Raw genomic sequence first — 25,881 nt, 5'->3', positions numbered from 1 at the left:
TAATTGATTTTCCTTTCTCCCAACCTATATGTCCCCCGAACAATTCCAACAAAAACTCTTTATCTGGTTTGATAGGCATGGCCGCAAGGATTTGCCATGGCAACTGGACATCAATCCTTATCGCGTTTGGGTTTCGGAGATTATGTTGCAGCAAACGCAAGTAGTCAGCGTGATTGGTTATTTCAATCGCTTCGTCGCCAGATTTCCAACAGTGCAAAGCCTGGCAAGCGCGGAACTGGACGAAGTACTGCAACACTGGTCCGGGCTTGGCTATTATGTACGCGCCAGAAACTTGCACAAAACCGCGCAAATCGTTGTGGACAATGCCGGCATATTTCCACAAACCGTGGCAGAACTCAGTGCCTTGCCCGGCATCGGCCGCTCCACGGCGGGGGCGATTCTCAGCATCGCCTGCGGACAAAGCCAGCCTATCCTGGACGGCAACGTCAAGCGAGTGCTGGCGCGGTTTCAGGCCGTGCATGGCTGGCCTGGCGACAACAAGGTTGCGGCGCAGCTTTGGCAAATTAGTCAGCGCTATACGCCGAGGCAAAGAGCCGGAGACTATACGCAGGCGATGATGGACTTGGGGGCCACGCTCTGCACCCGTAGTAAGCCGCTATGCGACATCTGCCCGGTCGCTGAGGGCTGTCAGGCTAGGAAGCAGGGTTTGGTAAAACAATTGCCTGGTTCCAAGCCCCGCAAGGATTTACCGGTCAAACAATTGTATTTTTTGCTGTTACTAGACAAGGAAAACCGGATATTGCTGGAAAAGCGGCCGCCGACCGGCATTTGGGGCGGGCTATGGAGCGTGCCGGAATTTGCCGATCCGCAGGCTTTGCAAGACTGGTGTCTACAACGCAATTACCGAATCCATGCCTCGCAAACCTTGCCTGGCCAGCGTCACAGTTTTTCTCATTATCATCTGGATTACACCCCGTTACTGGCAAAATTGGAAAACCCTATAAACAATGTGATGGAAGGCGAGCGGGCGGTTTGGTATAAAACCGCCGAGATTACTACTTTAGGTCTGTCGGCGCCGGTCAAGCGTCTGCTGCAACAACATTTCACAGAGGATCAAAATGACGAGAATGATTAAATGCGTAAAACTGGGCGTTGAGGCTGAAGGTCTTGATTCGCCGCCGTTTCCCGGTGCCAACGGCCAACGCATTTTCGATCATGTATCGAAACAGGCCTGGAAGGACTGGTTAGCGATGCAAACCATGATAATTAACGAGCAGCGGCTGTCCAGTTTCGACCCGGCCGCCAAAAAGATATTGGAAGCGGAACGCGAGAAATTTTTATTTGCCGGTGGTTTTGAGTTGCCGGAAGGCTACGTGCCTAAGAAATAGTATCGAATTGGATTGGCGCGTGCTCCGATGGGTAGTATTTGCAGAGTTATTTGTATAGGTTTTGTATAATTTTAATGTGGCCTAAAGATTGACAAAAAGACGGTGACTGGAAAGCTTCGGATGTATATTGAAAACTATCGTTCGGAGAAAAGTTATGAATGCAACTGTAGCACCTCAGATCCAAGCCTTGCGAGCCACTCTCAGCGACCACGTCCTGATCGGTAAAATAGCCGATGTGTTTTATGCAAAAATGCTGGACGACTATCGGATTAACCGCTTCTTTTTCACCCGCCCCGCTGCTGAACAGGCCGATGCCCTAAAAGCCTTTTTGAAAGCTTACTTCAATACTTTCAATAGCGCCGATGAGAAAGTATTAGACGCATTGGATGGGTATTTTACGACAGCGTTTGCCCGTACCAACGCCAAACCAAGTTTGGTTACCGGCAATGATTTTGCGTTCCTGCTGGATATCGTGGGTGGGCAAGAGATAAGAACCATCACTTTGTTAACCCCGGCCCATTGTTTTTTGATCAAGCTCGGTCCTGATGACTTCCATTACGATATAGTGATGGAGCATTTGGCCGACTCTTTAAAGCAACTGAATATCACCGAAGATCTGACTTATCAAATACTCGCTTTGGCGGAAAAAGGTAGAGACGGTTTGTTAGCTAGAGGAGTAGAAGTTAAGAAGGCTGCTTGAACAGCGTTTTAGCCGCTCTGGGTTCTCGCTTAGGAAGTGCCTAAGCGAGATGAGCTAGCTATTCAAATTAGCTGTCGTCCTTGATCATCGACACAAGAAAATCGATGAAGCTTTGAATGGCTAAGCCGGTGCTAACTGCGGCTGCCATGTTAGCCAGTAATTTGCTGACAACGCGTAAAAGTTTTTCAAGCAGCTTGTGACCGCCGATAATTTCTATCCCGTACAGCAAAAATTCGCCTAAAAAATGGTTCACAACGGCCAGTTTTAGATTGAGCTGGGTTCCCAATAAGCCTTGCGCCAACAAAGTGTGGGTTTCGGCACGCTGCAAAGCGTCTTTCAACGCCGAAAAGTTAGGGTTCAGTTCCATCCAGGCTTTTTTATAATCTTCGCGAAATTTCGGCTGAAAATATTCGCCGTTATCTATTACCTTCTCTAAAAACTGCTGCAGAGTATCAACGAAATTCAGCAATCTTTTTCTGTCATCCTCGCCGGCCCCAAAGACAAATTTTTCCATTCGCTGTTCCTTCTATATGATGTCGGCGTTTTCACCGAAAAAAATTCGCACGCCGACTTTTAACCCACTCACGAATGTTGCGCTTCGCAAAATAACGACTATTTCTTCACATACAGGTCGGTAATCGTCCCCTCTATCATTTCCGCTGCAAACGCAAAGGTTTCCGATAAAGTGGGGTGTGGGTGAATGCTCAGGCTGATGTCCGTAGCGTCAGCACCCATTTCCAATGCCAGCACCGCTTCTGCGACTAATTCGCCGGCGCCTGGTCCGGTAAAGCCGGCACCGAGAATGCGGCCCGTGGTTTTGTCGGTGAGGATTTTGGTTATACCTTCGCTGCGGCCCAATGCCAATGATCTGCCGCTAGCAGCCCATGGGAATACGGCTTTGTCGAACTCGACGCCTTGTTGCTGCGCCTGAGTTTCGGTCAAGCCCATCCACGCGACTTCCGGATCGGTATACGCCACAGATGGGATGGTCAGTGCATCGAAACCAGCTTTATGGCCGGCAATTACTTCAGCGGCAATTTTACCTTCGTGCGTGGCTTTGTGAGCGAGCATCGGGTTGCCGACGATATCGCCGATTGCGAAAATATTGGTGACGTTGGTGCGGCCTTGTTTGTCCACAGGAATAAAGCCGCGCTCGTCAACATTGACACCTGCTTTGTCGGCGTCGATCAATTTGCCGTTGGGACGGCGGCCCACAGCAACCAACACCGCGTCGAACACTTCGGATTCCGGTGCGCCCTTGCCTTCCATCGCGACTTTGATACCGGCATCGGTAGCTTCCATCGCCTTGACACTGGTTTGCAGCCACAAATTTTCATACTGCTTTTTGATCTTGCGTTGCAGCGGTGTAACCAAATCTTTGTCACAGCCTGGGATAATCTGATCCATCAATTCCACGACACTGATTTTCGAACCCAGCGCATGGTAAACGGTTGCCATTTCCAAACCGATAATGCCGCCGCCGACAATCAATAACTTTTCCGGTATCGATTTCAACTCCAGCGCATCGGTCGAATCCCAAACCCGCGGATCGTCATGCGGAAAGCTGGGGATTTTGGTTGGCTGCGAGCCGGCAGCAATGATGGCGTTGTCGAAAGTGATGGTTTGTACGCCGGATTCGCCGGTAACGATCAAGCTATTGGCGGTGGCAAATTTACCCACGCCATTGACTACTGTTACTTTGCGCTGCTTGGCCAATTTGCCCAGGCCTTGATTCAGGCTTTGACTGACACTTTGTTTCCAGGAGCGGATCTGGTCCAGATCGATGTTCGGCTTGCCGAAACTGACACCGTGTTCGGCCATGGCTTCGGCTTCGTGTATCACTTGCGCGGCGTGAAGCAAGGCTTTGGACGGAATACAGCCGACATTCAGGCAAACCCCACCCAACACCGGATAGCGCTCAATCAATACCACTTGTTTGCCCAAATCGGCAGCGCGGAAAGCAGCGGTATAACCACCGGGGCCGCCGCCCAAAACTAATACTTCAGCATGGCTGACAGAATCGCTCATATCCCTACTCCTACAATAACAGCCGGCGAATATCGCCCAGATAAGATTTCAATGCTTCCATAAAACGTGCGCCTTCGGCACCGTCTATGACGCGATGGTCGTAAGTAATATCCAGCGGCAACATCAATTTTGGTTCGAAGCTAGAACCGTTCCAAACCGGCTGCATCTTGGAGCGGGTTACGCCCAAAATCGCTACTTCAGGCGCGTTGACGATAGGTGTAAACGCGGTGCCGCCGATGCCGCCCAAGCTGGAGATGGTCATACAGCCGCCTTGCATGTCGGCCGGTTTCAATTTGCCGGTTCTGGCCAATTCGCTTTTCTCGGCCAGCTCGTTGGACAATTGGAAAATACCTTTTTTATCGACATCGCGAATCACCGGCACGACTAAGCCGTTCGGGGTATCCACGGCAATACCGATATGGAAGTAATGTTTGAAGATCAGTTTTTCGCCGTCCGGCGACAATGAGCTGTTGAAGGACGGGTATTTTTGCATAGCCGCCACCAGCGCCTTCATGATGAAGATCAGACCGGTGACTTTAACAGCATCCTTTGCCAAGCCGGCGTTGACCGACTTGCGGAAGTCTTCCATCGCATCGATGGCGACTTCGTCGTGATATGTGACAAGAGGCAGGTTTAGCCATACACGAGTCAGGTTTTGGCCGGTCAGACGTTTGATTTTGCTGAGCGGTTTTTCTTCGATTTCGCCAAATTGGGTGAAATCGACGGCTGGAATGGAAGGTATGCCCGCACCGCCGCCGCTCGAACCGCCGTAGGCCATGACTTGCTTGACGAAGTTTTTTACATCGTCTTGCAGGATACGGCCCTTGCGACCACTGCCGGTTTGGATCTTGCTCAGGTCCACACCCAGTTCGCGGGCAAAGAGTCTGACGCTGGGTGTTGCGTGCGCTTTAAAACCTTCACTACTAACCGCGACCGGTGCGGCAGGAACAGCAGCAGATTTGGCGGGTTCAGCTTTTGGGGCTTCCGCAATCGGAGCGGGGGGCGGTTCGACTGGGGCAGGCGTCGCAGTGGGCGCCGATTCGGCAGGTGCCGTAGCGGCTGCTTCGCCTACTTCAAGCGTGGCGATCAGTGTACCCTCGGAGACTTTATCGCCTGGTTTGATATGTACGGTTTTGATGGTGCCGGCCGCGCTGGACGGTAAATCCATCGTCGCTTTGTCGGTTTCCATCACCGCCAGGGTTTGCTCCACCGCGACCACGTCGCCGGGCTTGATCAGCACTTCGACGATGTCGATTTCAGGAACATTGCCGACGTCGGGGACCTTTATTTCAATTACAGAACTCATATGTCGCTTTCCGTTAAATCAACCAAGGAGCGGTTGCGTCAGGGTTGATGTTGTATTTAGCAATTGCTACCTCGACCTTGGCGGCATCGAATTCGCCAGCTTGCGCCAGGCTGTGCAATGCTGCGACGGTAACGTGGTATCTGTCCACTTCGAAGAAACTCCGCAGCTTGGCGCGAGTATCGGAGCGGCCAAAACCATCGGTTCCCAGTACCGTGTAAGACGCTTTTACCCAAGGCCGGATTTGTTCGGCAAACGCCCGCATGTAATCGGTAGCGGCAATAATTGGACCTTTGCTGTTGTCCAGGCAATGCGCGACATGCGTGGTACGTGGCTTTTCGGTCGGATGTAAGCGGTTCCAACGTTCGCAGGTTTGGCCGTCGCGAGCTAGCTCGGTAAAGCTGGGGCAGCTCCAAATATCGGCGTCCACACCCCAATCATCGTGCAGCAATTTGGCGGCTTCGATCACTTCGATAAAAATGGTGCCGGAACCCAATAACTGCACTCTCGGTTTTTTGCTGTTCGGGCCTTTTTTGAACAAATACATACCTTTCAAAATGTCGGCTTCCGCACCTTCCGGCATGGCCGGCTGGTCGTAGTTTTCGTTCATTAAGGTGATGTAGTAAAAGATGTCTTCCTGCTCAACATACATCCGGCGCAGGCCATCCTGAATGATCACCGCCAATTCGCAAGCGAAGGTTGGGTCGTAAGAATAGCAGTTGGGTACGGTGGCGGACATCAAGTGGCTGTGGCCATCTTCATGCTGCAAGCCTTCGCCGTTCAAGGTGGTTCTGCCGGCAGTGCCGCCCAGTAGGAAACCGCGGGTACGCTGGTCGGCTGCGGCCCAGATCAAGTCGCCTACCCGTTGGAAACCGAACATCGAGTAATAGATAAAGAATGGAATCATCGGTACGCCGTGGGTCGAATAGGCAGTACCTGCCGCGATCCAGTCGCACAGGCCGCCCGCTTCGTTGATACCTTCCTGCAACACTTGACCGTGCTTGTCTTCCTTATAAAACATCAATTGCTCAGCGTCTTGCGGGGTGTAGAGCTGACCAACCTGTGACCAAATGCCCAACTGGCGGAACATGCCTTCCATACCGAAGGTGCGCGACTCGTCAGGGACGATAGGCACGACGCGTTTGCCGATTTGTTTGTCCTTGACCAGAATATTCAGGATACGGACAAAAGCCATGGTGGTGGAAATTTCGTGCCCTTCGCCGGTGCCGTCCAATAGCGTTTTGAACGCCGATAAAGCGGGGATTTCCAAAGGGTAAGATTTGGCGCGGCGAGCCGGTAGGAAACCACCCAGATCGACGCGGCGCTGGCGGAGGTAAGTCAGTTCGGCGGAGTCTTCCGCGAAACGTAGGTAAGGCAGATTGATTAATTCTTCATCGCTGACCGGCAATTGATAGCGGTCACGGATGTATTTGATCGACTCCATGCTCATCTTTTTCTGCTGATGGCTGGTATTTTGCGCCTGTCCGGAGTCGCCCATGCCATAGCCCTTGATGGTTTTCGCCAGCACAACGGTCGGTTGACCGGTGTGATTGACTGCCGAATTGAAGGCCGCAAAGACTTTAATAGGGTCGTGGCCGCCGCGATTCAATTCCCAAATATCACGGTCGGTGTAATCCTTCACCAATTCCTGCAATTCCGGGGTGTTGAAGAATTTTTCGCGGACGTAAGCGCCGTCCTTGGATTTGAAGGTTTGATAATCACCATCGACGCATTCCATCATGCGTTTAACGATCAAGCCATCTTTGTCGCGGGACAAAATGGCATCCCAACGCCGGCCCCAGATAACTTTGATTACGTTCCAGTTCGCGCCGCGGAAGTTGCCTTCCAGTTCTTGAATGATCTTGCCGTTGCCGCGCACCGGGCCGTCCAGGCGCTGCAAGTTACAGTTCACGACGAAAATCAGGTTGTCCAGTTTTTCACGGCCGGCCATGCCGATGGCGCCCAAGGTTTCCGGTTCGTCAGTTTCGCCGTCGCCCAAGAAGGCCCAGACCTTACGGCCGTCGGTGTTGGCAAAGCCGCGATTTTGCATATAACGCATGAAGCGGGCTTGGTAAATCGCCATGATCGGACCTAGGCCCATCGATACGGTGGGGAATTGCCAGAAGTCCGGCATCAACCAAGGATGCGGATAAGACGACAAGCCGTTGCCGCCGACTTCCTGTCTAAAACTGTCCATTTGCTCTTCGCTCAAACGGCCCAGTAAGAAGGCGTGAGCATAAGTTCCAGGGGCGGAATGGCCTTGCGAGAAAATCAGGTCTCCGCCGTGTTTGTCCGAAGGGGCGTTCCAGAAATGATTTTGACCGACGTCGTATAAGGTGACGGCTGAAGCAAAACTGGCGATATGACCGCCGACATTGGTGTATTTGTTGGCGCGTAACACCATCATCATCGCATTCCAGCGTACATAAGAGCGGATGGTGCGTTCGATGTCGGTATTGCCGGGGAATTTGGGTTGTCTATCTATCGGGATGGTGTTGATGTAGGGCGTGTTGGCCGAGAACGGAATGTCCATGCCGGCTTGTCTGGCGGTACTGAGCAGGGTTTCAATCAAAAAGCTGGCGCGTTCGCCGCCTTCTTTTTCTATCACCGCTTGCAGTGCCTCCATCCATTCTAGGGTTTCAGCAGGATCAATATCGTGTTTGGCGGCAATATCGGTATTGTTGGTCATTACGGGCCCTTGGAAAACGTTGGATTAGCTTAAAAAGGATACCCGAAATGACCGGTTTGAGCATACTTTTTTAGCAATCCGCCGCCAGCTAATCTGGCTGGAATCCAGGTAAAACCTGGATGTGGACAAAAACCGCAACGGTTTGGTTTTTCGAAACCGGCAAAAGGCTGTGGCATGGGTAGAATCGAATTGGATTTATTGAGTTTCAGCCCTTAAGTACAGGTGGCTTTGCAAGGCGACATGACGTAAAATTTGTGCCAGTACTCATTTTTAAGGGAATCCCGATGCGTAATCAACTAGTTAAATCCTTAGTTGCGTTGTTTCTTTCTACTGCAAGCTTAGAAGCTAGCGCTGGGCTGGTAAGCTTTACCTCGACTGAATTCCAGCAAACCGAAAGCGGACAGACTTTTACTTTCACTATAAACGATGCCCCCTTGGCTGATTTGATCGACGGTACATTCTTGATCCATGCGCGCGGGGACTATACTATCAACAGTCAGCCTCCCGAAGTTATTTCGGTGAAAATCGAGGACGGAAATTATTTCGACCAGGATGTCGGAGCCACTAATGCTAACAGTACTGTTACTAATCCAGATTTGGTCGAGTGGTCGGAAAGTTTCTTGTTGCCCGGCGATGAGTTATTTAGTTGGACGCAGGACCATAAAATTATTATCACGCTGGCCTTATCCCCCGATGTGACATTTGATTTGAACGCTATTCAGGGTGGCAATCCTTTTGTCCAGGCCACAATATCCTATACAACCTCGGCAGTTCCTTTGCCTGCTGCAACTTGGCTGTTTTTGAGTGGTTTGATTGGCATGTTGGGTTACGGCAAACAGCGTAAAACAAGTTAATCCTAAATTCCTATCTGCAAATAAAAAAGCCGGCAGAAGCCGGCTTTTTTATGACATTTACGTTTGCGTTTAATGAACAACGCTATCTGGATGCTGTAAATCCGGCAATACGCTGCTAATGCCGGTGTTCAGCAATACGCCGGTATCTACAGTAAAAGAACCAGTGCCGCTGCTATCGCCGTCGCCGTCCGTCGCGTTAAAGCCAAAGTTTAATTGCAAGCTTTGTGGGTTGGATAAGCTGGTGTATTGAAGACCGCTGACGGCGAATTTACCGGCAGTAACTTGTATCTTCAACTCGTCGTAACCGCCGCTGACGTTGATAGCTGGTGCGTAACCACCGCCAGCAGGTGCGACAAAGTTAATGGTTCTGCTGGCTACTTCGACTCCGCCCCTATAAGCGGTCCACCTGAAGCCGTCCGCACCGCTTCCGATATCGGTTTCATTGAGTTGTACCGAGTTTACTAATTCCCTGGTGGTGATGTCGTAGTTGTTAACTGTGCCAAACTTATAGGTGATCACTTCTCCTCGATCCAATACGCTATCGTTGTTAACGCCGATATGGTTCTGATTGATCGCCAGGTCGCTGCCTTCCACAAGCAGCGAGTTTCCTACAGCAACTTTTCCACTGATAGGGTCCTTCGTGGCATTGGTGAAAGCCAAGTTAGTTGGAGATGCAGCAGGCATATCCAGCAGGTCGTGTAATACCAGTTTATATGCACCATCCACGGCACCGTCCACTGTAGGCAACAGCGAAAACACCATGCGGTCGGCACTGAGGTCGGCAAATGTAGTCGTTAAGGCGCCGTTATCGACAAAAGCATAAAGCTCTTGCAAATTATCGCCGTTGCTGTCGAGAATCAGGTAAGAAATACCGTCCGCTCGGGACATTAATGTGCCATTGTTGTTAATCAAGGTCACGCCTCCGGAACGTCCAAAGCCGTCAAAACCTAAATCGTAATCGATCAAGCCGGTCAATGTTTGACCAGCGACATCTTGTAAATTTCCGTTGCTGTTAATCACGACGGGGCCATCATCAAAAACGTTTGCGGTAAACGTAGTATTGGCGACGCCACCATTCTGATCGGTTAACGCTGCTGAAAATGTAAAGCCAATAGCCGGTGACTCCGGGGCGGCCGTGTTTATGTGGGGCAAAGCATTCAGCAAGGTAAAGGTGTAGCTGTCATTGTTCACAACTACTTGATAAGAGCCGTCGTTGGCAGTCAGGGTTTGCGTAGCAGCGTCCCACGTTGCCCCGCTGGCCGACAAGACAACCGATGTTGGTGCTTGACCATTAATACGCAGTGTGCCGGTGTCGGCAGGGGGCAAGCTAGTGTCACTTTCGTCCACGATGACATCGCTGACAGTGATAGTAGTTACGTAATCTATGCTCACCTGAGCGGGGTTGGACACCAAGCCCAAATTATCCGCCACAGTGTAGGTAATCGGCGTTGGATTGCCGGTAAAATCTGGCGTTGGCGTAAACGTAATGCCGCCAGTAGTGATATTGACAGTCCAAATGCCCTGGCCCGGCACCGCTAAAGGTTGGCCGGGGCCGGTGCTGCCGACGATCTGCACGCTGGCGGGATTTAGCGTGCCGTCGGGGTCGTTGTCATTGCCTAGTACATTGATTGTAACGCTGCTGCCGGGAGTTAAACCTGTAACGCTGTCATTGCCTGCGATAGGCGGTAGGTTGCCGGAGGTAACAGCGGCCTGGTCCGGATTCAATATCAAAACTTCCTGCACAATAGGCGGAAATGCCACCTCAGGACCCGTGGTATCGAAACCGTTGGTGACGGGTGCTACGGGGTTGAGGTATTCGACAGTAACCGGCACATGGCCTTCGTTACCTGCCCCCGGTGCGCCTCCGGCCCCTGGTGCTCCGCCGGCGGCGGTAGCTTCGGCTATTGCGGTTGGATCGGCGCCGGCCAGTAAGGCGGCTTGGATTTCCTCAGCGCTTAGTCCTTGTGATTGCGGGTTTTGCCCGATCTGAGCGGGTTCGCCCTGTTCCAGCAAAGCGGCGCTCAGTGGCATGCTGTCATTGCCGCCCATGTCAACGAAGGAGCCGTTGGCAAGTTGTATCATCACCGTGCTGCCATCGGCAGTGGTCAAGATATCGGTTGGGTAAACGCGGTCGCCCACCTGTAAAATTCGTTTACTGCCGTCGGCGGCAATGGCGGTAACGGTGCCAGTTGCGATTTTAACGATGCCGATTTCTTGGGCCATGCTCTGCTCCGGAGATTATTCCAAATAAATAACGCAATTTATTGGCCGAATAATAAGCTAATTTCAACAAGTTGACATAGTACCTTGGTTGCAAATTTGCGGACAGGAGCCATTAAGAGCTGCAAGACAGCATGGAACAGCCGGCGCGTTGCTTCGCCCAGTCTGGGCGTTTGGCGGCAAAACTCTGTTTATCCGGTTGTTCGGCGTAAGGCTGACGCAGTACTTCGAGCAATTCCCCAACTAAAGAATAATCGCCTTGTTCGGCCTGGTCGATTGCCAATTGCGCCAGATAGTTACGTAGTACATATTTGGGATTGACCGTGTTCATCGCTGCACTGCGTTCCAGCGGTGGTCGGTCATCGCGTTGGCTGCGCAGGCGGTAGATTGCGAACCAGCGGGTAGCTTGCTCCATGATTTCGTCGGTCAATGGCTCGTAGCTGGTGCGCTGCAACAGCGCTAAAAATTGCGCCGGCGAATTGGATTCCGCGCTGACATCGACATCGGCCAGCTGCCGATAAAACAAGGTCATATCGGTTTCAGCGGCTTGCATTAGCTGCGTTAGTTCGTTAACCAAGCCATCGTCTTCGCTGGGTTCGAACGTTGTTAGACCCAGTTTGGCAGCCATCATCGCCTGCCAGCCGGCGTCGAAGGTTTCGGTGTAAGCCAATAAGGCTTGCTGCAAACTTTCGGCACGCATAATCAAGGGATATAAGGCGTTGGCGAGTTGTACCAAATTCCAATAGGCGATTTTCGCCTGGTTGCCGAACCGGTAGCGCCGGCCCTGAGCATCGGTGGTGTTAGGCGTCCAGTCCGGATCGTAATTTTCCAGCCAGCCGTAAGGACCGTAATCGATGGTTAAACCCAAAATCGACATATTGTCGGTGTTCATCACCCCGTGCACAAAGCCGACGCGTTGCCAGTGCACGATCATCTCGGCGGTCTTGCGGCATACTTGTTTGAACCAATCCAGGTAGACAGGAACTGAAGGTTCGCCCAGTTCCGGAAAATCGGTACGGATGGTGTAATCCACCAGTTTTTTCAGCGAATCGACGTCATCGCGTGCGGTGAATATTTGAAAACTGCCGAAGCGGGTAAACGACTGCGCGACCCTGCACACCACCGCGCCGGGTTCCATTTGCGGATTACCGTCGTAAAACATGTCGCGCACCACTTGCTTACCGGTCAGGATTACGCTTAGTGCGCGGGTGGTCGGCACGCCGAGATGATGCATGGCTTCGCTGCACAAAAATTCACGTATTGACGAACGCAGTACCGCCAGTCCGTCGGCGCTGCGCGAGTAAGGTGTCACGCCGGCACCTTTCAGTTGTAAGGTATAGCGTTGATTACACTGATTAACGACTTCGCCCAAGTTAATGGCCCGGCCATCACCGAGCTGACCGGCCCAATGGCCGAATTGATGGCCGCCGTAACACATCGCATAAGCGTCCATGCCTTTTGCCAGCCGGCTGCCGGCGAATACCCGGGCAAAGTCTTCTGATTCGCAGGTCTGCACAGATATGCCCAAATCCTCAGCCACCTCCCTGGAATAAGCGACCAGCCGGGGCTGCTGCGCCGGTGTCGGGTTTGCCCGGGAATAACAGGCTGCATAAACCTGGCGCCGAAAATTGTCCGGTTCGGGGTCACCAGGCAACTCGCGAATAAAACGATTGTCGAAGTTCAGATTATCGAGGGCTGAATTGTGGTTTTCGGTAGGCATGATGACATCTTATCGGTGGCTAAAAAATTTTCGAATCGCGGCTGGAACCGGCTAAGATAAGCCACTAACAGCTAGTTTATATCAATCAACTTTTCAATCAGGGAATACAAATGAAGAATTTTCTTGCAAAACGCGGACCACGCGCTTTTGGCTTTAGTTCACTTCTGTTAGTCGCCAGCCTTGCGACTACGCAATTGACCGGTTGCTTTACTGTTGGCCAAGAGTTTTCGCCGGTTAGAGTACCGGAAATTAAGGTCGGCCAAACCCGTAAGCAAGACATTACCGAAATGTTCGGCACGCCTTGGCGCACCGGCATGGAAGATGGTAAGCCTACCTGGACTTACGGGATCTACAAATATGCTTTGTTTGGCGGCAACGACTCTCAGGATTTGCTGATTCGCTTCGATGCGCAAGGTGTGGTGCGGTCTTACACCTTTAGCTCTACCCGCAAATAATCGCGGTGGCCGGTGTTTGCCCGCGGCATTTTAGCGATTTTGCTGTTGCTGGCGTCCAGTAGCGGCGTAGCTAAAAAGCTTTATAAATATCAGGATGCCGAGGGCAACTGGTATTTTACCGATCAGGCCCCCGCGTCGAATCAGCCGGTAGAAGTCAGGCAATTAAAAGCCGCCAGTCCGAAACGCGTTTGGCTGGAAAAAACCGCCGATGGTTTGCAACCGAGTTTTTTTGCGCTAAATGCGTATCCGGGGCCTATCGAATTGGCCGTCGATTGGCGTGAGCGGGAAAATGTCAGCGCCAATCCGGATTTACCGCGCCGCTTTGTCGTCGAATCCGGGCAGTCCGGCAGCTTGTTTTCGCTTATTCCCAACGAGCGTGCCGGGTCTTATAGCGTCAATCTGCAATACAGCTATGTGGTTGGGAGGCCGTTATCGGGCTATGTTAGTCAGACACTTTATAAGCCACCCTTGCCGACCGGCGCGCAGTTTCAAATTACCCAAGCCTTTAACGGTCCTTACAGTCATCACGATCAACAAAATCGTTATGCGGTCGATATCATGATGCCGGTTGATACGCCAATTTACGCGGCTCGCGCGGGTGTCGTGCTGGAAGTGGAAAACGATTACACCGGCAATGGCACCAGCCAGGCTTACGCCGGCAAGGCCAACAGCATCAGGATTCTGCATGAGGACGGTTCCATGGCGGTTTATGCGCATCTGGCTCTGGAAAAGGCCCAAGTCAATCCGGGAGTGCGGGTGGCAACCGGACAGTTGATCGGCTACTCCGGCAATACCGGGTTGACGACCGGGCCGCATTTGCATTTTGCGGTGCAGATCAATCGCGGCATGGAACTGATTTCCGTACCGTTTCAATTCGCCGACGCGGAGGGGCTGGCAGTGGAGCCGCAGCTTGGTCTGTGGTTATCCGGGGCTGCGCCGGCAATCGGCAATTAGCTATCCGCTGAAGAACTAAAAAACCGGAAGCAGCCGCGACCGGCGCATTTGGCTTGGTACATGGCATTATCGGCGTTTTTCATCAGGGTATTCGCCTCCAGGCCGTCATCGGGATAAACGGCAATACCTACGCTGGAAGAAATATCCAGCGTGTGTTGTTGAATCAAAAACGGCACATTCAAACTAGCCAAGATGTTTTCCGCTACCAATCCGGCTGCTGTTTGCCTGTCCAATTGACCGAGCAAAATCACAAACTCGTCGCCGCCCAAGCGTGACACAGTATCCGTTTCGCGCCTCACGCACGCTTCCAGGCGATTCGCGACTTCCTTCAATAACAGGTCGCCGACATCGTGGCCGAAACTGTCGTTGACGGGCTTGAATTTATCCAGATCCAGATAGAGCAAGGCCAGCAAGTTGTGTTCGCGTCTAGCCTGAGCGATGGCCTGATGCAGGCGGTCGATCAGCAAGGTGCGATTGGGTAGGTCGGTCAGTGCGTCATAGTGGGCGAGGTGATGAATGTGTTGCTCTATGGCTTTACGCGCCGTTATGTCCATCATCGTGCCGACATAATGGGTGATTTTGTCATCCGCGCCTTTCACGGCGCTGATGGTGAGCCATTCCGGAAATATATTGCCGTTCTTGCGCCGATTCCAGATTTCGCCTTGCCAGACGCCCTTGCAATCGATCGATTGCCACATCTCCGCAAAAAACAGCGCATCGTGAATGCCGGAATTGAGTAAATTCATTTTTTGACCGATGGCTTCGTCGCTGGAGTAGCCGGTAATTTCGGTAAACGATTTATTAACCTTTAAAATCAAGGCATCGGCATCGGTAATCATCATGCCCTCCTGCGATTCGAAAGCGCTTGCGGCAATCCGCAGTTCGGTGTCCAGGCGTTTACGTTCGCTAATGTTTTGCGCAAAGGTAAAACTCAGTTCCAAGCCATTGTGAGCGATGTAGTGGCAGGTGAGCTCGACTGGGAAAATCGTGCCGTCCTTACGCCGATGCCGGCTTTCGTGGCTGACGATTTCGCAGTCGCGCAAACGCCCCCAAATGCTCGACCAGGCACTGGCCGGAAAGTCCGGATCGAATTCCCAAGGGCTCATACCCACCAATTCGTCCCGCGAATAGCCCAAGGACTGACACGCGTAATCATTGACGTACGTCACCATGCCCCTAGGATCAAGACAGAAGAAAGCGGTCTTGCTTTTATCGACCATGGTTTTGGTCAGCCACAACTCGTTTTCGATCTTCTTTAGTTCGGTGATGTCATCGTATACCCCCAATACCCCGATGGTCTCGCCCAGACTGTTCCGTAGCGGCGCTTTGGAGGTTCGCAGCAGAATCTCCCGGCCATCGGGAGTGGTTTGCGGTTCTTCATACGCCAGCTTGGGCACATTGGATTGCATTACCAGATGGTCATCGGCGCGGTAGAGCTCCGCCTGATCATGCCAGGACATTTGCTGATCGACTTTGCCGAGGATGTCTTCGGCGCCAGTTAAGCCGCCATCTCGAGCAAACTGCGAGTTGCAACCAAGGTAGCGCGATTGCAGGTCTTTCCAAAATACCCGCATGGGTATGGTTTCGATCACCGATTGCAGTAAGCTACGCGACTCGGCGAGCGCGTTCATCGCTTCAATGCGTTTGGAAATATCGTAGAGCAACACCAACTGCATTTTATGATCGGCTCCACCTATACGTGTGGCGGTGGCCATTACGTGTTTGGTCAGACCGTTTTTGCAGCGGATTTTGATTTCCAGGGGCTGAAATTCAAGGTCGTAATTGTCAAAGCGTTTTTGCCATTCCGCGCTAATTATTTCGCGATAGACCGGGTCAGGGAAGGCTTGCTGGTGCCACTCGGATAGGTTGGGAATATCCCTGATCTGGTAACCGAAGACCTTGGTAAACTCCGGATTCAGCATTTGCAGATTGCGCTTGTCGTCGAATAGCGCCAGCGGAATGGGCAGTGCGGTGACGATAGTGCTCAACTGGATATTATCGTCGTTCAAGCTGCTCAGTTGGTCTAAAAAGACAATGATCATCGCGCAGATCAACGAGGCCACAATCAGTGAAGCGACTAAGCCGGTGAGTAGATAGTCGACGCTGATTTCGCCATTCAGCAACAAATCCATCATCGCCACAATCGATTCGGTGAGCACTGTCGCCAGAACCACCGAAATCAGCCAAAGCTGGTATTTATTGATACGCTGTAAACGGCTGAGAAGGATATATTTCAAACTAGGCTTTAGGTACTTATTCGGCTGAAAAGCTCGGCCATTTACGAGATTATTTGTACGCTAAAGCTTACATGCTTGTAAGCTTGTTGCAAAATTTTTCGGGAATTTTTCCTTTTTTTAGTCTATGGCTATGCAAATGGCGGTCAATGATCAGCTTTACCTCTACGCTGAGTGACGAGGATGAATAAGGCAATCAAGCAAAATCCGGCCCCGGCATAAAACGTAAATTCGGCGCCGTAGCTATCCCACAGTAAACCCGCCATGACGCTGGCCAACAGCATGGCGATGCCGCCCACCAAATTGAAAAACCCGTAAGCGGTGCCGCGCAGGTCGGCGGGCGACGTGTCCGCGACCATTTTTGCCAGCAAGCCTTGAGTCATGCCCATGTGTACCCCCCAGAGTCCCACGCCGGCCAACACGATTCGCCAATCGGCGCTACTGGCCAGCACCAGGTCCGCAGCGATCAGTACGACCAGTCCCCAGCCCAGCAATTTGCGATGCGATACGCTGTCGGACAGGCGGCCGAACGGATAGGCCGTGGCCGAATAAACGATGTTCATCGCCACCATCGCCAAGGGCAACAGCGCAATCGGAATGGCGCTTTGTTGCGCACGCAATACCAAAAATGCCTCGCTGAAACGCGCCAGCGTGAACGCCGCGCCGATAATCACTACCCGCCAATAGCCGGCATGCAAGCGTTGCAGATTGGCGCGTTTGATCGGATTACCGTGTTGCGAACGCTGTATATGCTTGGGTTCCCGCACGCCAAACAGTAACATCATGACCGATAACAGGCCGGGAATAACCGCCACCCAAAATACCGCCCGAAAATCGTTAGCCCAAAGCAGCATCAGTGCCACCGCCAGCAATGGACCCAGAAAAGAGCCGACTGTGTCCAGCGATTGCCGCAGACCAAAGGCAGCGCCGCGAATTTCCGGCGGGGTGATGTCGGCTACCAGCGCGTCGCGTGGGGCACCGCGTATGCCCTTGCCGACCCGGTCCAGCAAGCGCGCGGTCAGGACCATGCCGTTGCTGCCGGCGATGGCAAACAAGGGTTTGGTCAAGGCTCCCAGGCTATAGCCGATCAAGGCCAGGCTTTTGCGCTTACCCAGGTAATCGCTGAGCACGCCGGAAAACACCTTCACGATCAGCGCGGTCGCTTCCGCGGCGCCTTCGATTAAACCTATGCTCAAACTGCTGGCATGCAAGGTGGTGAGCATGAATATCGGCAGCAGGCTGTGGATCATTTCCGAGGAAATATCCATCAACATACTGACAAAGCCCAATGCCCAAACACTTTTGGGGATTTGTCGCCAGATAGGTTTTGCGCCGGAGCGTGTCATGGGGTCTCTGTTTTGCTGTTCGTTTAAAGGAAATCACAGCGTCTAGTTTGCTGTAAAACACGCCGCTAAGGTGGAATTTTATCGTCTTAAGGTCAGAGAGATTGACAATGCCCGTTAGCGATGTAAACGTAAGGCCATTTTTTGAACGGGAGGTTTTCATGATGCGCGGTTTATTCTTTTTGGCATTATTGTTCAGTTCCGGTTTGCAGGCGGCATTGCAGGAGCAAACCGTCAGTTATACCGCCGGCGATACCACGCTAAAGGGCTATCTGGTATGGGACGACGCAAAGGGCGACAAACAGCCCGGCGTGCTGGTGGTTCACGAATGGTGGGGCTTGAACGACTATGCCCGGCAGCGTGCCAAGATGTTGGCGGAGCTGGGTTATACCGCGCTGGCGGTCGATATGTACGGTGACGGCAAATCCAGCGAGCATGCCGCCGATGCGTCGGCATTCATGAATAGCGTAGTGGAGCGGGCCGGCGTTTCGCAACTGCGTTTTACGGCGGCTTTGGCCTTTTTACAAAAACAAGCCAGCGTTAATAAGGGCAAGCTTGCGGCGATAGGCTATTGCTTCGGCGGCGCGACAGTATTGAATATGGCGCGCCTGGGTACCGATCTGGCGGCGGTGGTGAGTTTTCACGGTAATCTGGCAACGCAAACCCCGGCGCGGGCCGGGCAAGTGAAGGCGCGGATATTGGTGTTGAACGGCGCGGCCGACGAATTCGTCAGCGCTGATAGCATTGCGGCTTTTGAACAAGAAATGACCCAAGCGGGTGTGGACTATCGTTTTGTCAACTATCCCGGCGTGCGCCACGGTTTCAGCAATCCCGATGCCGACAGATTGGGCAAAGCCAACAATCTACCTATCGCTTATGATGCCGACGCGGATAAACAATCCTGGGAAGCCATGCAGCAGCTGTTTCGCGAAGTTTTCAAGCAATAGTTAATCTTGATTCAAATCGGCGGCAGTCGGCGCATAGGCTCTGATAAACACACTGACGGCGCGTTCGACTGCCGCTTTAACTTCTTTGGGTTTCAATTCCCGCCGGGCGTTGAACAAGCCCGATTCGTAAACTTCCGATTCCAGCAGGCCGCGAAAATGCGCGGCCGCCACATTAGGGTCGGCACGCCGCAACTGGCCGGCATTCATTGCTTGTTCGAAAAATTGCGCGGTAAATTGCATACCTTTGGCGGGGCCGTTTTCGAAAAACAGGCGGCCGGCTTCCGGCTGATTGGCGGCTGCGGCGATCAACATGCGCCGGGCCGCCAAGCTTTTCAAGGTCAGAAAATTACTCATCACACCTTCACCGAAACGCTGCAAGGTTGCCGCCAAGTCGTCGGAAGGTTGCAATAGCGCCAGGACCTGGTTGACCTGGTCAGGCAGCGTGTTCAGTGACGCGCTGCCGCAGTTTGGCATCAGCAGCGAAAATAATTGCTCACTGTGGCGATCAGCGGAACGGCGTGCCAATTCCAGGAACAGCTGTTCCTTGGAGCTGAAATAGTTGTAAAGCGTGGCCTTGGAGTGGCCGGCTGTCGCGGCGATTTCCGCCATGGTTGCTTGTTCGAAACCGACTTTTTCAAACATGGTTTTGGCCGCATCCAGAATGGCTTGGCAACGTTCTCCACTTTTCTTTCTCATGGAACCTCTCTTATTCAAACGTGTCGGCTGAGTTTCGAGCGATAGGCCATTGTTTGGCTTATTCTAAACCCGATGGTTCAGTTTTAAATTGTCGTATAGACTTGGAGCTGAGTAATGTTTGCCGAGATTTTTCGTCATGATGACACACCTAACGCGTTCTATTAGCTTTTATAACCTTCGTTCCCAGCGTGGTATGGTTCGCGGCTCATTGCTTATCGGGATTTTTACCGTACTGGTATTCTGTGCTGCGCTTATAGTTTGGTTGTTAAGGCCGGAAAGTCCAGACGCTTCCGCTTTGGGGAAAGCGTCGCCGGCGCTAACTGTGACAAGGGCAGTGCCGCAATGGCGGCAATGGCCGACGACCATAGAAGCTTCCGGGGCGATAGCCGCCTGGCAAGAGGCTGTAATCGGTGCCCAGCAGACCGGATTACGGTTAATCGAAGTCAATGTCAATGTCGGCGACCAGGTAAAACGCGGTCAACTACTGGCCCGCTTCGATGCCGATATGCTGCGTGCCGATTTGGCGCAATTGAAAGCGAATCTGGCTCAGGCTCAGGCCAACGCCGTCCAAGCCGAAACCAACAAACAGCGGGTTCAAAAATTAAAAAATGCCGCGACGCTCAGTCAACAGGAGTTGTTGCGTTATGAAACCGAAGCGGAAACCTCCCGCACGCAGGTCGATGCGATCAAGGCCCAGCTGGCAGCCAAACAATTGCAACTGGGCTATGCCGAGGTGCGGGCACCAGACGATGGTGCGATCAGCGCGCGAATGGCGACACTTGGCGCGGTGGCGGGCAGTGGGCAAGAGTTGTTTCGGTTAATTCGGCAAAATCGGCTGGAATGGCGCGGTGAATTGACCGCCGGGCAAATCGCGCAAATTCAGGCGGGGCAGGCGATTCAACTCAGTCTGCCGGACGGCAGCGTTGCCCAAGCCAGAGTGCGGCAACTGGCGCCGGCCTTGGACGAGCAGTCGCGGCTGGGCATCATGTACGCCGATATCCTGCCCGGCAGCCACGCTCGGGCCGGTATGTATGCCAATGGCCGTATCGAGTTAAGTCAACGTCCGGCACTGGTTGTGCCGGCCGCCGGCGTGGTGATCCGCGACGGACGTAGCTATGTGCTGAAGCTGCACAGCGACGCCGATACCTCGCCGGTTAGTTTACAGGCGGTCGATACCGGCCGTCGGTATGGCGTGGAAATTGAAATTGTCCAAGGTTTGAGCGAAACAGACCGCGTGGTGATAGAGGGTGCCGGCTTTCTCAATGATGGCGATCTAGTGCACATCGCGCCGACGGTAAGGGTTGATTGATGAGTTTTGCCTCTTGGTCGATCCGCAACCCCATCCCATCGATTTTACTGTTTATCTTACTGTCATTAGCCGGGCTGCGCGGCTTACAGCAGTTGTCGATACAGAGTTTGCCGGATCTGGATTTACCCAGTGTCATCGTTAAGCTTAATCAACCGGGCGCGGCACCGGCACAGCTGGAGACCGAAGTGGCGCGCAAAGTCGAGGATTCGATTGCCACTTTGTCCGGTTTGAGACATATCCGCACCTCGATTACCGATGGTTTGGTGCAAATCAATGTCGAATTTATCCTGGAGAAAAAACTTTCCGATGCCTTGATCGAAACCAAGGATGCGGTGGATCGGGTGCGCTCGGATTTGCCCACCAGCGTACTGCAACCCAGCATCAGTGCGGTAACGGTGGGCGGAGCACCGATTTTGACCTACGCGATTGCCTCGACCAAGCTGGACGAGGAAGCCTTGTCCTGGCGGGTGGACGATAACGTCAGCAAAATCATGTTGGGCGTGGCCGGCGTCGGTCGTTTCGAACGCCTGGGCGGCGTGCAGCGTGAAATACAACTGGAAGTCGATCCGGTGCGGCTGGCGTCGCTGGGGGTCACCGCGACCGATGTATCGCGAGCCTTGAAGCAGGTGCAGCAGGAGTCCTCCGGCGGCCGGGGTAATTTAGGCTTGGCGGAGCAATCCGTGCGCACATTGGCTACGGTGCGGCAGGCCAACGAATTGGCGGCATTGCCGGTGGCGATAGCCAGCGGCCGCGAGGTGCGGTTGGATCAAATCGCCACGGTCCGCGACACTGTTGCCGAACGCACGCAATTGGCAGCGTTGGACGGCAAACCGCTGATCGGTTTCAACATCTACAGGGCCAAGGGTTTTGACGAAACCCGCATCGCTGCGGATGTGGAACAGGCCTTGGCGCGGATGCAGGAAGCTGATCCGTCCTTGAGCTTCACCTTGATTTCCGGTTCGGTAGCGTATTCGCAAGAGCAGTATGAAGGCTCGATGATGATGCTCTACGAAGGCGCGCTGTTGGCGGTGCTGGTGGTGTGGTGGTTCTTGCGCGATTGGCGGGCGACTTTGGTGTCGGCTTCTGCCTTGCCTTTGTCGATTCTGCCGACCTTTGCGGTGATGCATTGGCTGGGGTTTTCCTTGAACATGCTGACCATGCTGGCCTTGGCTATCGTGGTCGGGATCTTGGTGGATGACGCGATCGTGGAAATCGAAAACATCGCCAGGCACGTGCGGATGGGCAAGAGCATCCGCCAGGCCGCCGCCGAGGCGGTCGATGAAATCGCGCTGGCGGTGATCGCCACCACCTTGACGCTGGTGGTGGTGTTTATGCCTACCGCGCTGATGAACGGCGTGTCAGGACTGTTTTTTAGACAATTCGGCTGGACGGCGGTGGTCGCGGTGCTGGCGTCCTTGCTGGTAGCGCGCTTGCTGACGCCGATGCTGGCGGCTTATTTACTCACTGAGGGGCATCATCCGGCCAGCGTCGATGGTAGATTGATGCCCATTTACTTAAAAGCCGTGCGGTGGACATTATGTCATCGCAAGACCACGATGCTGCTATCCACGCTGTTTTTTATCGGCGCTTGCTTATTGCTGCCCTTGATTCCGGCGGGCTTCGTGCCGCCCGCCGATCGCGGCTACACCACGGTGCAACTCGAGTTGCCGCCGGGCAGTTCGATAAACGATGCCGGTCGCGTGGCCGAAGCGGCGAGAACCGTGCTGCAACCGCTGGCAGGTGTCGAGCACATTTTTACCGCGGTCGGCAGCAGTCAAATAGTCGGTGGCGGGGTGACCAGACCCGGTGAACAACGCAAGGGGGCGCTGACTTTAACTTTGAGCGAGCGGGGGCAGCGGCCGCATCAATCGCAGATTGAACAGGCGGTGCGAACGGTATTGCGTGATGTACCCGGCGCCCGCTTTTCCATTGGTATGGGTGGCCCTGGCGAGAAAATGTCTTTGATACTGTCCAGCGATAATGCGGCGGCTTTAAAAGCCAGTGCGCAGGCTTTGGAGCGCGATTTACGTAAGGTGGGTACTTTGAGCAGCATCAGCTCCACGGCGAGTCTGGAACGGCCGGAAATTGCGATTCGGCCGGACTGGCAGCGCGCTGCCGAACTAGGCGTGACGGCCGAACTGATCGGTGAAACGGTGCGCATTGCCACCAGCGGCGATTTCGATGCCCAACTGGCCAAGCTGAATCTGGATAACCGTCAACTCGCGATACGGGTAAGGATAGCCGATGCCGCGCGGCAGGATTTACAGGTACTGGCCAATCTGAGGGTTAGGGCCGGTGATAAGCTGGTGCCGCTATCCAGCGTGGCTGAGTTGTCGCTGGCTAGCGGCTCCGCGCAGGTTGATAGGTACGACAGGCGCCGCTATGTCACGGTCAACGCCGAATTGGGGGGCATGTCCCTGGGTGAGGCGCTGGCTGCCGCCAAGACTTTGCCGGCCGTGGCGAATATGCCGTCCAGCGTTAAATTGATTCGTACCGGCGACGCGGAAATTATGGCAGAACTGGTTAGCAGTTTCGGTATGGCGATGCTGACCGGCTTGCTGTGCGTGTTTTGCGTGTTGGTGCTGCTGTTCAAGGATTTCTTTCAACCCTTGACCATCCTGTCGGCGATCCCCTTGTCGATGGGTGGCGCGTTTATCGCCTTGTTGCTGACCGGCGGCGAGTTGAATATTCCGTCGATGATAGGCTTGATCATGTTGATGGGCATTGTCACCAAAAACTCGATCTTGTTGGTGGAATATGCTTTGCTGGCGATGCGCGAACACGGTCTAAGTCGGCACGAGGCTTTATTGGATGCCTGTCATAAACGCGCCAGGCCGATTGTCATGACCACGGTGGCAATGATTGCCGGTATGTTGCCGATTGCCTTGGGTTGGGGCGCCGACGCCAGTTTTCGTCAGCCGATGGCGGTGGCGGTGATCGGCGGCTTGATCAGCTCTACTTTGCTAAGTCTGCTGGTGGTGCCGGTGGTGTTTACCTATGTCGACGGTACTCGGCAAAGTCTGGTAAAGCAGTTGGGCGGTAACATGCCAAAGGGCGAATGAATTCGCCCCGCCAAATGGCTTTAACGAGTGCCGAATACCACGATGGTTTTACCGTGCGCGGTGATTAAGCCCTTGTCTTCCAGCTCTTTCAATACGCGTCCAGCCATTTCCCGGGAACAACCGACGATGCGGCCGATTTCCTGGCGGGTGATGTGCAACTGCATGCCGTCCGGATGAGTAATCGCGTCCGGCTCCTTGGCCAGATCCAACAGCGTGCGGGCGATACGGCCTTCCACGTCCATGAAGGCCAGGTCGCGGTATTTGCGGCTGGTAATCAGCAAACGCGTCGAGAGCTGTTCACCGAGCACGGTCAAAATCTCCACCGCTTGATCGCGTAGTTCGGCGTTCAGCAGCAATTTGAAACGCTCATAACCGATTTCCGCCATCTGGCATTTTGTGCGGGTTTTCACCAGTACGCTACGAGTTTCGGCGTTTTTGAACACGCCGATCTCACCAACGAAATCGTGTTTGTTCAAATACGCCAATATTAATTCGCGGCCTTCCTCGTCTTCGACGCTGACGCTGACCGAGCCATCGACCACAAACAATAGTTTGTCGCCAACATCGCCTGGGCGCACGATAGTGATTTTGGCTGGATAGCTCCTAACATGGCAGAAGCGTAAAAAGGCGTCCAGGGCGGATGGAGAAATCTTGTTTTGTTTAACGAAGCTCATAATTTGTAATAATTCTGTGAACTAGATTGGTTACCCTATCAAGGTGCAGTAGTTTTACAAAAAAATCAAGACATTTGACGGGTTCGTTGTAAAATTCCCGACAATTTTGATTCTGGTTGGGATATGTCATGCAGGCAACGATTAAATGGGTCGACGGCAGATTGTTCGTCGGCGAGTCCGGCAGCGGGCACACGGTAGTGATGGATGGACCGCCTGATCACGGCGGTCGCAACCTGGGTCTACGGCCCATGGAAATGCTGTTAATGGGCGTGGGTGGCTGTTCGTCGTTTGATGTGGTGGATATTTTGCAAAAAGGCCGCCACGAGATTGTGCATTGCACTGCCGAGTTGACTGCGGAACGCGTGGACACCGTGCCGGCCGTATTCAGCAAAATTCATTTGCATTTCAAGATTACCGGTAAAAATCTACCGGTTGCGGCAGTGGAACGGGCGGTGAAATTATCCGCCGAAAAATATTGCTCGGCGTCCATCATGTTGGGCAAAGCGGGCGTGGAAATAAGTCATGATTTTGAAGTTATAGAGGGTTGATAGGTTGAGCAAATTACAGTTACACGGGTTTAACAACCTGACCAAATCGTTGAGTTTCAATATTTACGACGTTTGCTATGCACCGAAAGAGCAAGAGAAAGCCTACATCGAATATATCGACGAAGCCTATAACGCCAAACGCTTGACCCAAATTTTAAAAGACGTGGCCAACATCATTGGCGCGCAAATTTTGAATATCGCCCACCAGGATTACGATCCGCAAGGCGCCAGCGTGACGATGTTGATTTCGGAAGGCGCGGTGATTCCGGCCGGAATGAACTCAGAATCCCCCGGCCCCTTGCCCGATACCATCCTGGCGCATTTGGATAAAAGCCACATCACCGTGCATACCTATCCGGAAAGCCATCCGGATACCGACATTTGTACGTTCCGGGCCGACATCGACGTGTCGACTTGCGGGCAAATTTCACCGCTGAAAGCCTTGAATTATCTGATTCACAGCTTCGAGTCCGACATCGTGATCATGGACTACCGGGTGCGCGGCTTTACCCGCGACGTGTCCGGGCAAAAGCACTACATCGATCATAAAATCAATTCGATCCAGAACTACATCGCGGAAAGCACGAAAGAGCTCTACCAGATGATCGATGTTAACGTGTATCAGGAAAACATCTTCCACACCAAGATGATGCTGAAAGAAACCGAACTGGAAAATTACTTGTTCGAGAAGGAAAGTAATTTCAGCGACGAAGAGCAGGAGGAAATCCAAGGCATGCTGCAGGAAGAAATGGCCGAGATTTTTTACGGCCGGAATTTCTCTTAAAAAATTGCTAGC

21 protein-coding genes are annotated in these 25,881 nt (G+C 53.1%); 11 read left to right on the top strand and 10 right to left on the bottom strand.

Features of this window, described 5'->3' with window-relative positions; translation table 11 throughout:
* Positions 1–28: 28 nt before the first annotated feature.
* The 3 genes from mutY to A1332_RS14495 all read left to right on the top strand — a co-directional run bounded on the left by mutY (position 29) and on the right by A1332_RS14495 (position 2,049).
* On the top strand, positions 29–1,096 hold the full coding sequence (gene mutY / locus A1332_RS14505; RefSeq protein WP_064009189.1) for an A/G-specific adenine glycosylase: 1,068 nt from the start codon (positions 29–31) through the stop codon (positions 1,094–1,096).
* The gene (locus A1332_RS14500; RefSeq protein ID WP_064009188.1) at positions 1,080–1,349 is read left to right on the top strand and encodes an oxidative damage protection protein; all 270 of its coding nucleotides are present in this window, start codon (positions 1,080–1,082) and stop codon (positions 1,347–1,349) included. The genes mutY and A1332_RS14500 overlap by 17 nt, the downstream gene beginning before the upstream one ends.
* Before the next feature lie 154 nt (positions 1,350–1,503).
* Positions 1,504–2,049: a hypothetical protein gene (locus tag A1332_RS14495; protein WP_064009187.1), complete on the top strand. Its 546-nt coding sequence runs from the start codon at positions 1,504–1,506 to the stop codon at positions 2,047–2,049.
* A gap of 67 nt (positions 2,050–2,116) precedes the next feature.
* Here A1332_RS14495 and A1332_RS14490 read toward each other — a convergent pair whose 3' ends face one another.
* The 4 genes from A1332_RS14490 to aceE form a co-directional block, all read right to left on the bottom strand.
* Positions 2,117–2,563 carry a hypothetical protein gene (locus tag A1332_RS14490; RefSeq protein ID WP_064009186.1) on the bottom strand — a complete coding sequence of 149 codons (447 nt, stop codon included), beginning with the start codon at positions 2,561–2,563 and terminating at the stop codon, positions 2,117–2,119.
* Positions 2,564–2,661: 98 nt separating this feature from the next.
* Positions 2,662–4,077 (bottom strand): dihydrolipoyl dehydrogenase, encoded by a 1,416-nt coding sequence (lpdA, locus tag A1332_RS14485; RefSeq protein WP_064009185.1) that lies wholly within the window; start codon positions 4,075–4,077, stop codon positions 2,662–2,664.
* Positions 4,078–4,087: 10 nt separating this feature from the next.
* Positions 4,088–5,383 (bottom strand): 2-oxo acid dehydrogenase subunit E2, encoded by a 1,296-nt coding sequence (locus tag A1332_RS14480; RefSeq protein WP_064009184.1) that lies wholly within the window; start codon positions 5,381–5,383, stop codon positions 4,088–4,090.
* A gap of 13 nt (positions 5,384–5,396) precedes the next feature.
* Positions 5,397–8,069 (bottom strand): pyruvate dehydrogenase (acetyl-transferring), homodimeric type, encoded by a 2,673-nt coding sequence (gene aceE, locus A1332_RS14475; protein ID WP_064009183.1) that lies wholly within the window; start codon positions 8,067–8,069, stop codon positions 5,397–5,399.
* 284 nt (positions 8,070–8,353) lie between these two features.
* On the opposite strand from aceE, the gene A1332_RS14470 reads away from it, so the two are divergent.
* On the top strand, positions 8,354–8,923 hold the full coding sequence (locus A1332_RS14470) for a VPLPA-CTERM sorting domain-containing protein (protein ID WP_064009182.1): 570 nt from the start codon (positions 8,354–8,356) through the stop codon (positions 8,921–8,923).
* Positions 8,924–8,992: 69 nt separating this feature from the next.
* Here the strand turns inward: A1332_RS14470 and A1332_RS14465 are convergent, their stop codons facing one another.
* Together A1332_RS14465 and A1332_RS14460 are read right to left on the bottom strand one after the other, a co-directional pair.
* Positions 8,993–11,146, bottom strand: a complete 2,154-nt coding sequence (locus tag A1332_RS14465; protein ID WP_064009181.1) for a retention module-containing protein — start codon at positions 11,144–11,146, stop codon at positions 8,993–8,995.
* Between the two features lie 112 nt (positions 11,147–11,258).
* Complete coding sequence (locus tag A1332_RS14460; protein ID WP_064009180.1) at positions 11,259–12,863, bottom strand: protein adenylyltransferase SelO; 1,605 nt, start codon at positions 12,861–12,863, stop codon at positions 11,259–11,261.
* 110 nt (positions 12,864–12,973) lie between these two features.
* Between A1332_RS14460 and bamE the strand changes: the two genes are divergently transcribed.
* A complete protein-coding gene (gene bamE, locus A1332_RS14455; protein ID WP_020484282.1) occupies positions 12,974–13,318 on the top strand; it encodes an outer membrane protein assembly factor BamE domain-containing protein in 345 nt (114 codons plus the stop codon).
* A gap of 12 nt (positions 13,319–13,330) precedes the next feature.
* Positions 13,331–14,272: a M23 family metallopeptidase gene (locus A1332_RS14450; RefSeq protein ID WP_064009179.1), complete on the top strand. Its 942-nt coding sequence runs from the start codon at positions 13,331–13,333 to the stop codon at positions 14,270–14,272.
* Here the strand turns inward: A1332_RS14450 and A1332_RS14445 are convergent.
* Together A1332_RS14445 and A1332_RS14440 are read right to left on the bottom strand one after the other, a co-directional pair.
* Positions 14,269–16,509, bottom strand: coding sequence for a sensor domain-containing diguanylate cyclase (locus tag A1332_RS14445; protein WP_064009178.1), 2,241 nt, complete (start codon positions 16,507–16,509; stop codon positions 14,269–14,271). The two genes, A1332_RS14450 and A1332_RS14445, sit on opposite strands and share 4 nt — an antisense overlap.
* Positions 16,510–16,652: 143 nt before the next feature.
* A complete protein-coding gene (locus tag A1332_RS14440) occupies positions 16,653–17,852 on the bottom strand; it encodes an MFS transporter (RefSeq protein ID WP_064009177.1) in 1,200 nt (399 codons plus the stop codon).
* Between the two features lie 158 nt (positions 17,853–18,010).
* Here A1332_RS14440 and A1332_RS14435 point away from each other — a divergent pair, with 158 nt between their 5' ends.
* A complete protein-coding gene (locus tag A1332_RS14435; protein ID WP_197491468.1) occupies positions 18,011–18,796 on the top strand; it encodes a dienelactone hydrolase family protein in 786 nt (261 codons plus the stop codon).
* On the opposite strand, the gene A1332_RS14430 is transcribed toward A1332_RS14435, so the two are convergent.
* Positions 18,797–19,492 (bottom strand): TetR/AcrR family transcriptional regulator, encoded by a 696-nt coding sequence (locus A1332_RS14430; RefSeq protein ID WP_064009176.1) that lies wholly within the window; start codon positions 19,490–19,492, stop codon positions 18,797–18,799.
* A 322-nt stretch (positions 19,493–19,814) separates the two neighbouring features.
* Here A1332_RS14430 and A1332_RS14425 point away from each other — a divergent pair, with 322 nt between their 5' ends.
* Together A1332_RS14425 and A1332_RS14420 are read left to right on the top strand one after the other, a co-directional pair.
* Complete coding sequence (locus A1332_RS14425; protein WP_231890303.1) at positions 19,815–20,801, top strand: efflux RND transporter periplasmic adaptor subunit; 987 nt, start codon at positions 19,815–19,817, stop codon at positions 20,799–20,801.
* A complete protein-coding gene (locus tag A1332_RS14420; protein WP_064009174.1) occupies positions 20,801–23,863 on the top strand; it encodes an efflux RND transporter permease subunit in 3,063 nt (1,020 codons plus the stop codon). Before A1332_RS14425 ends, A1332_RS14420 begins: the two co-directional genes overlap by 1 nt.
* Positions 23,864–23,883: 20 nt before the next feature.
* Here the strand turns inward: A1332_RS14420 and crp are convergent, their stop codons facing one another.
* The gene (gene crp, locus A1332_RS14415; RefSeq protein WP_020484290.1) at positions 23,884–24,537 is read right to left on the bottom strand and encodes a cAMP-activated global transcriptional regulator CRP; all 654 of its coding nucleotides are present in this window, start codon (positions 24,535–24,537) and stop codon (positions 23,884–23,886) included.
* Positions 24,538–24,665: 128 nt separating this feature from the next.
* Between crp and A1332_RS14410 the strand changes: the two genes are divergently transcribed.
* Together A1332_RS14410 and speD are read left to right on the top strand one after the other, a co-directional pair.
* The gene (locus A1332_RS14410; RefSeq protein WP_064009173.1) at positions 24,666–25,085 is read left to right on the top strand and encodes an OsmC family protein; all 420 of its coding nucleotides are present in this window, start codon (positions 24,666–24,668) and stop codon (positions 25,083–25,085) included.
* A 4-nt stretch (positions 25,086–25,089) separates the two neighbouring features.
* Positions 25,090–25,869 (top strand): adenosylmethionine decarboxylase, encoded by a 780-nt coding sequence (speD, locus tag A1332_RS14405; protein WP_020484292.1) that lies wholly within the window; start codon positions 25,090–25,092, stop codon positions 25,867–25,869.
* Positions 25,870–25,881: the final 12 nt, after the last annotated feature.

Origin of the sequence: Methylomonas methanica, assembly GCF_001644035.1 — a bacterium.
In the GTDB taxonomy this organism is placed as follows: Bacteria; Pseudomonadota; Gammaproteobacteria; order Methylococcales; family Methylomonadaceae; genus Methylomonas; species Methylomonas methanica_A.
The sequence above is the reverse complement of the archived record's forward strand: the minus strand, read 5'-3'. Positions and strand labels throughout refer to the sequence as shown.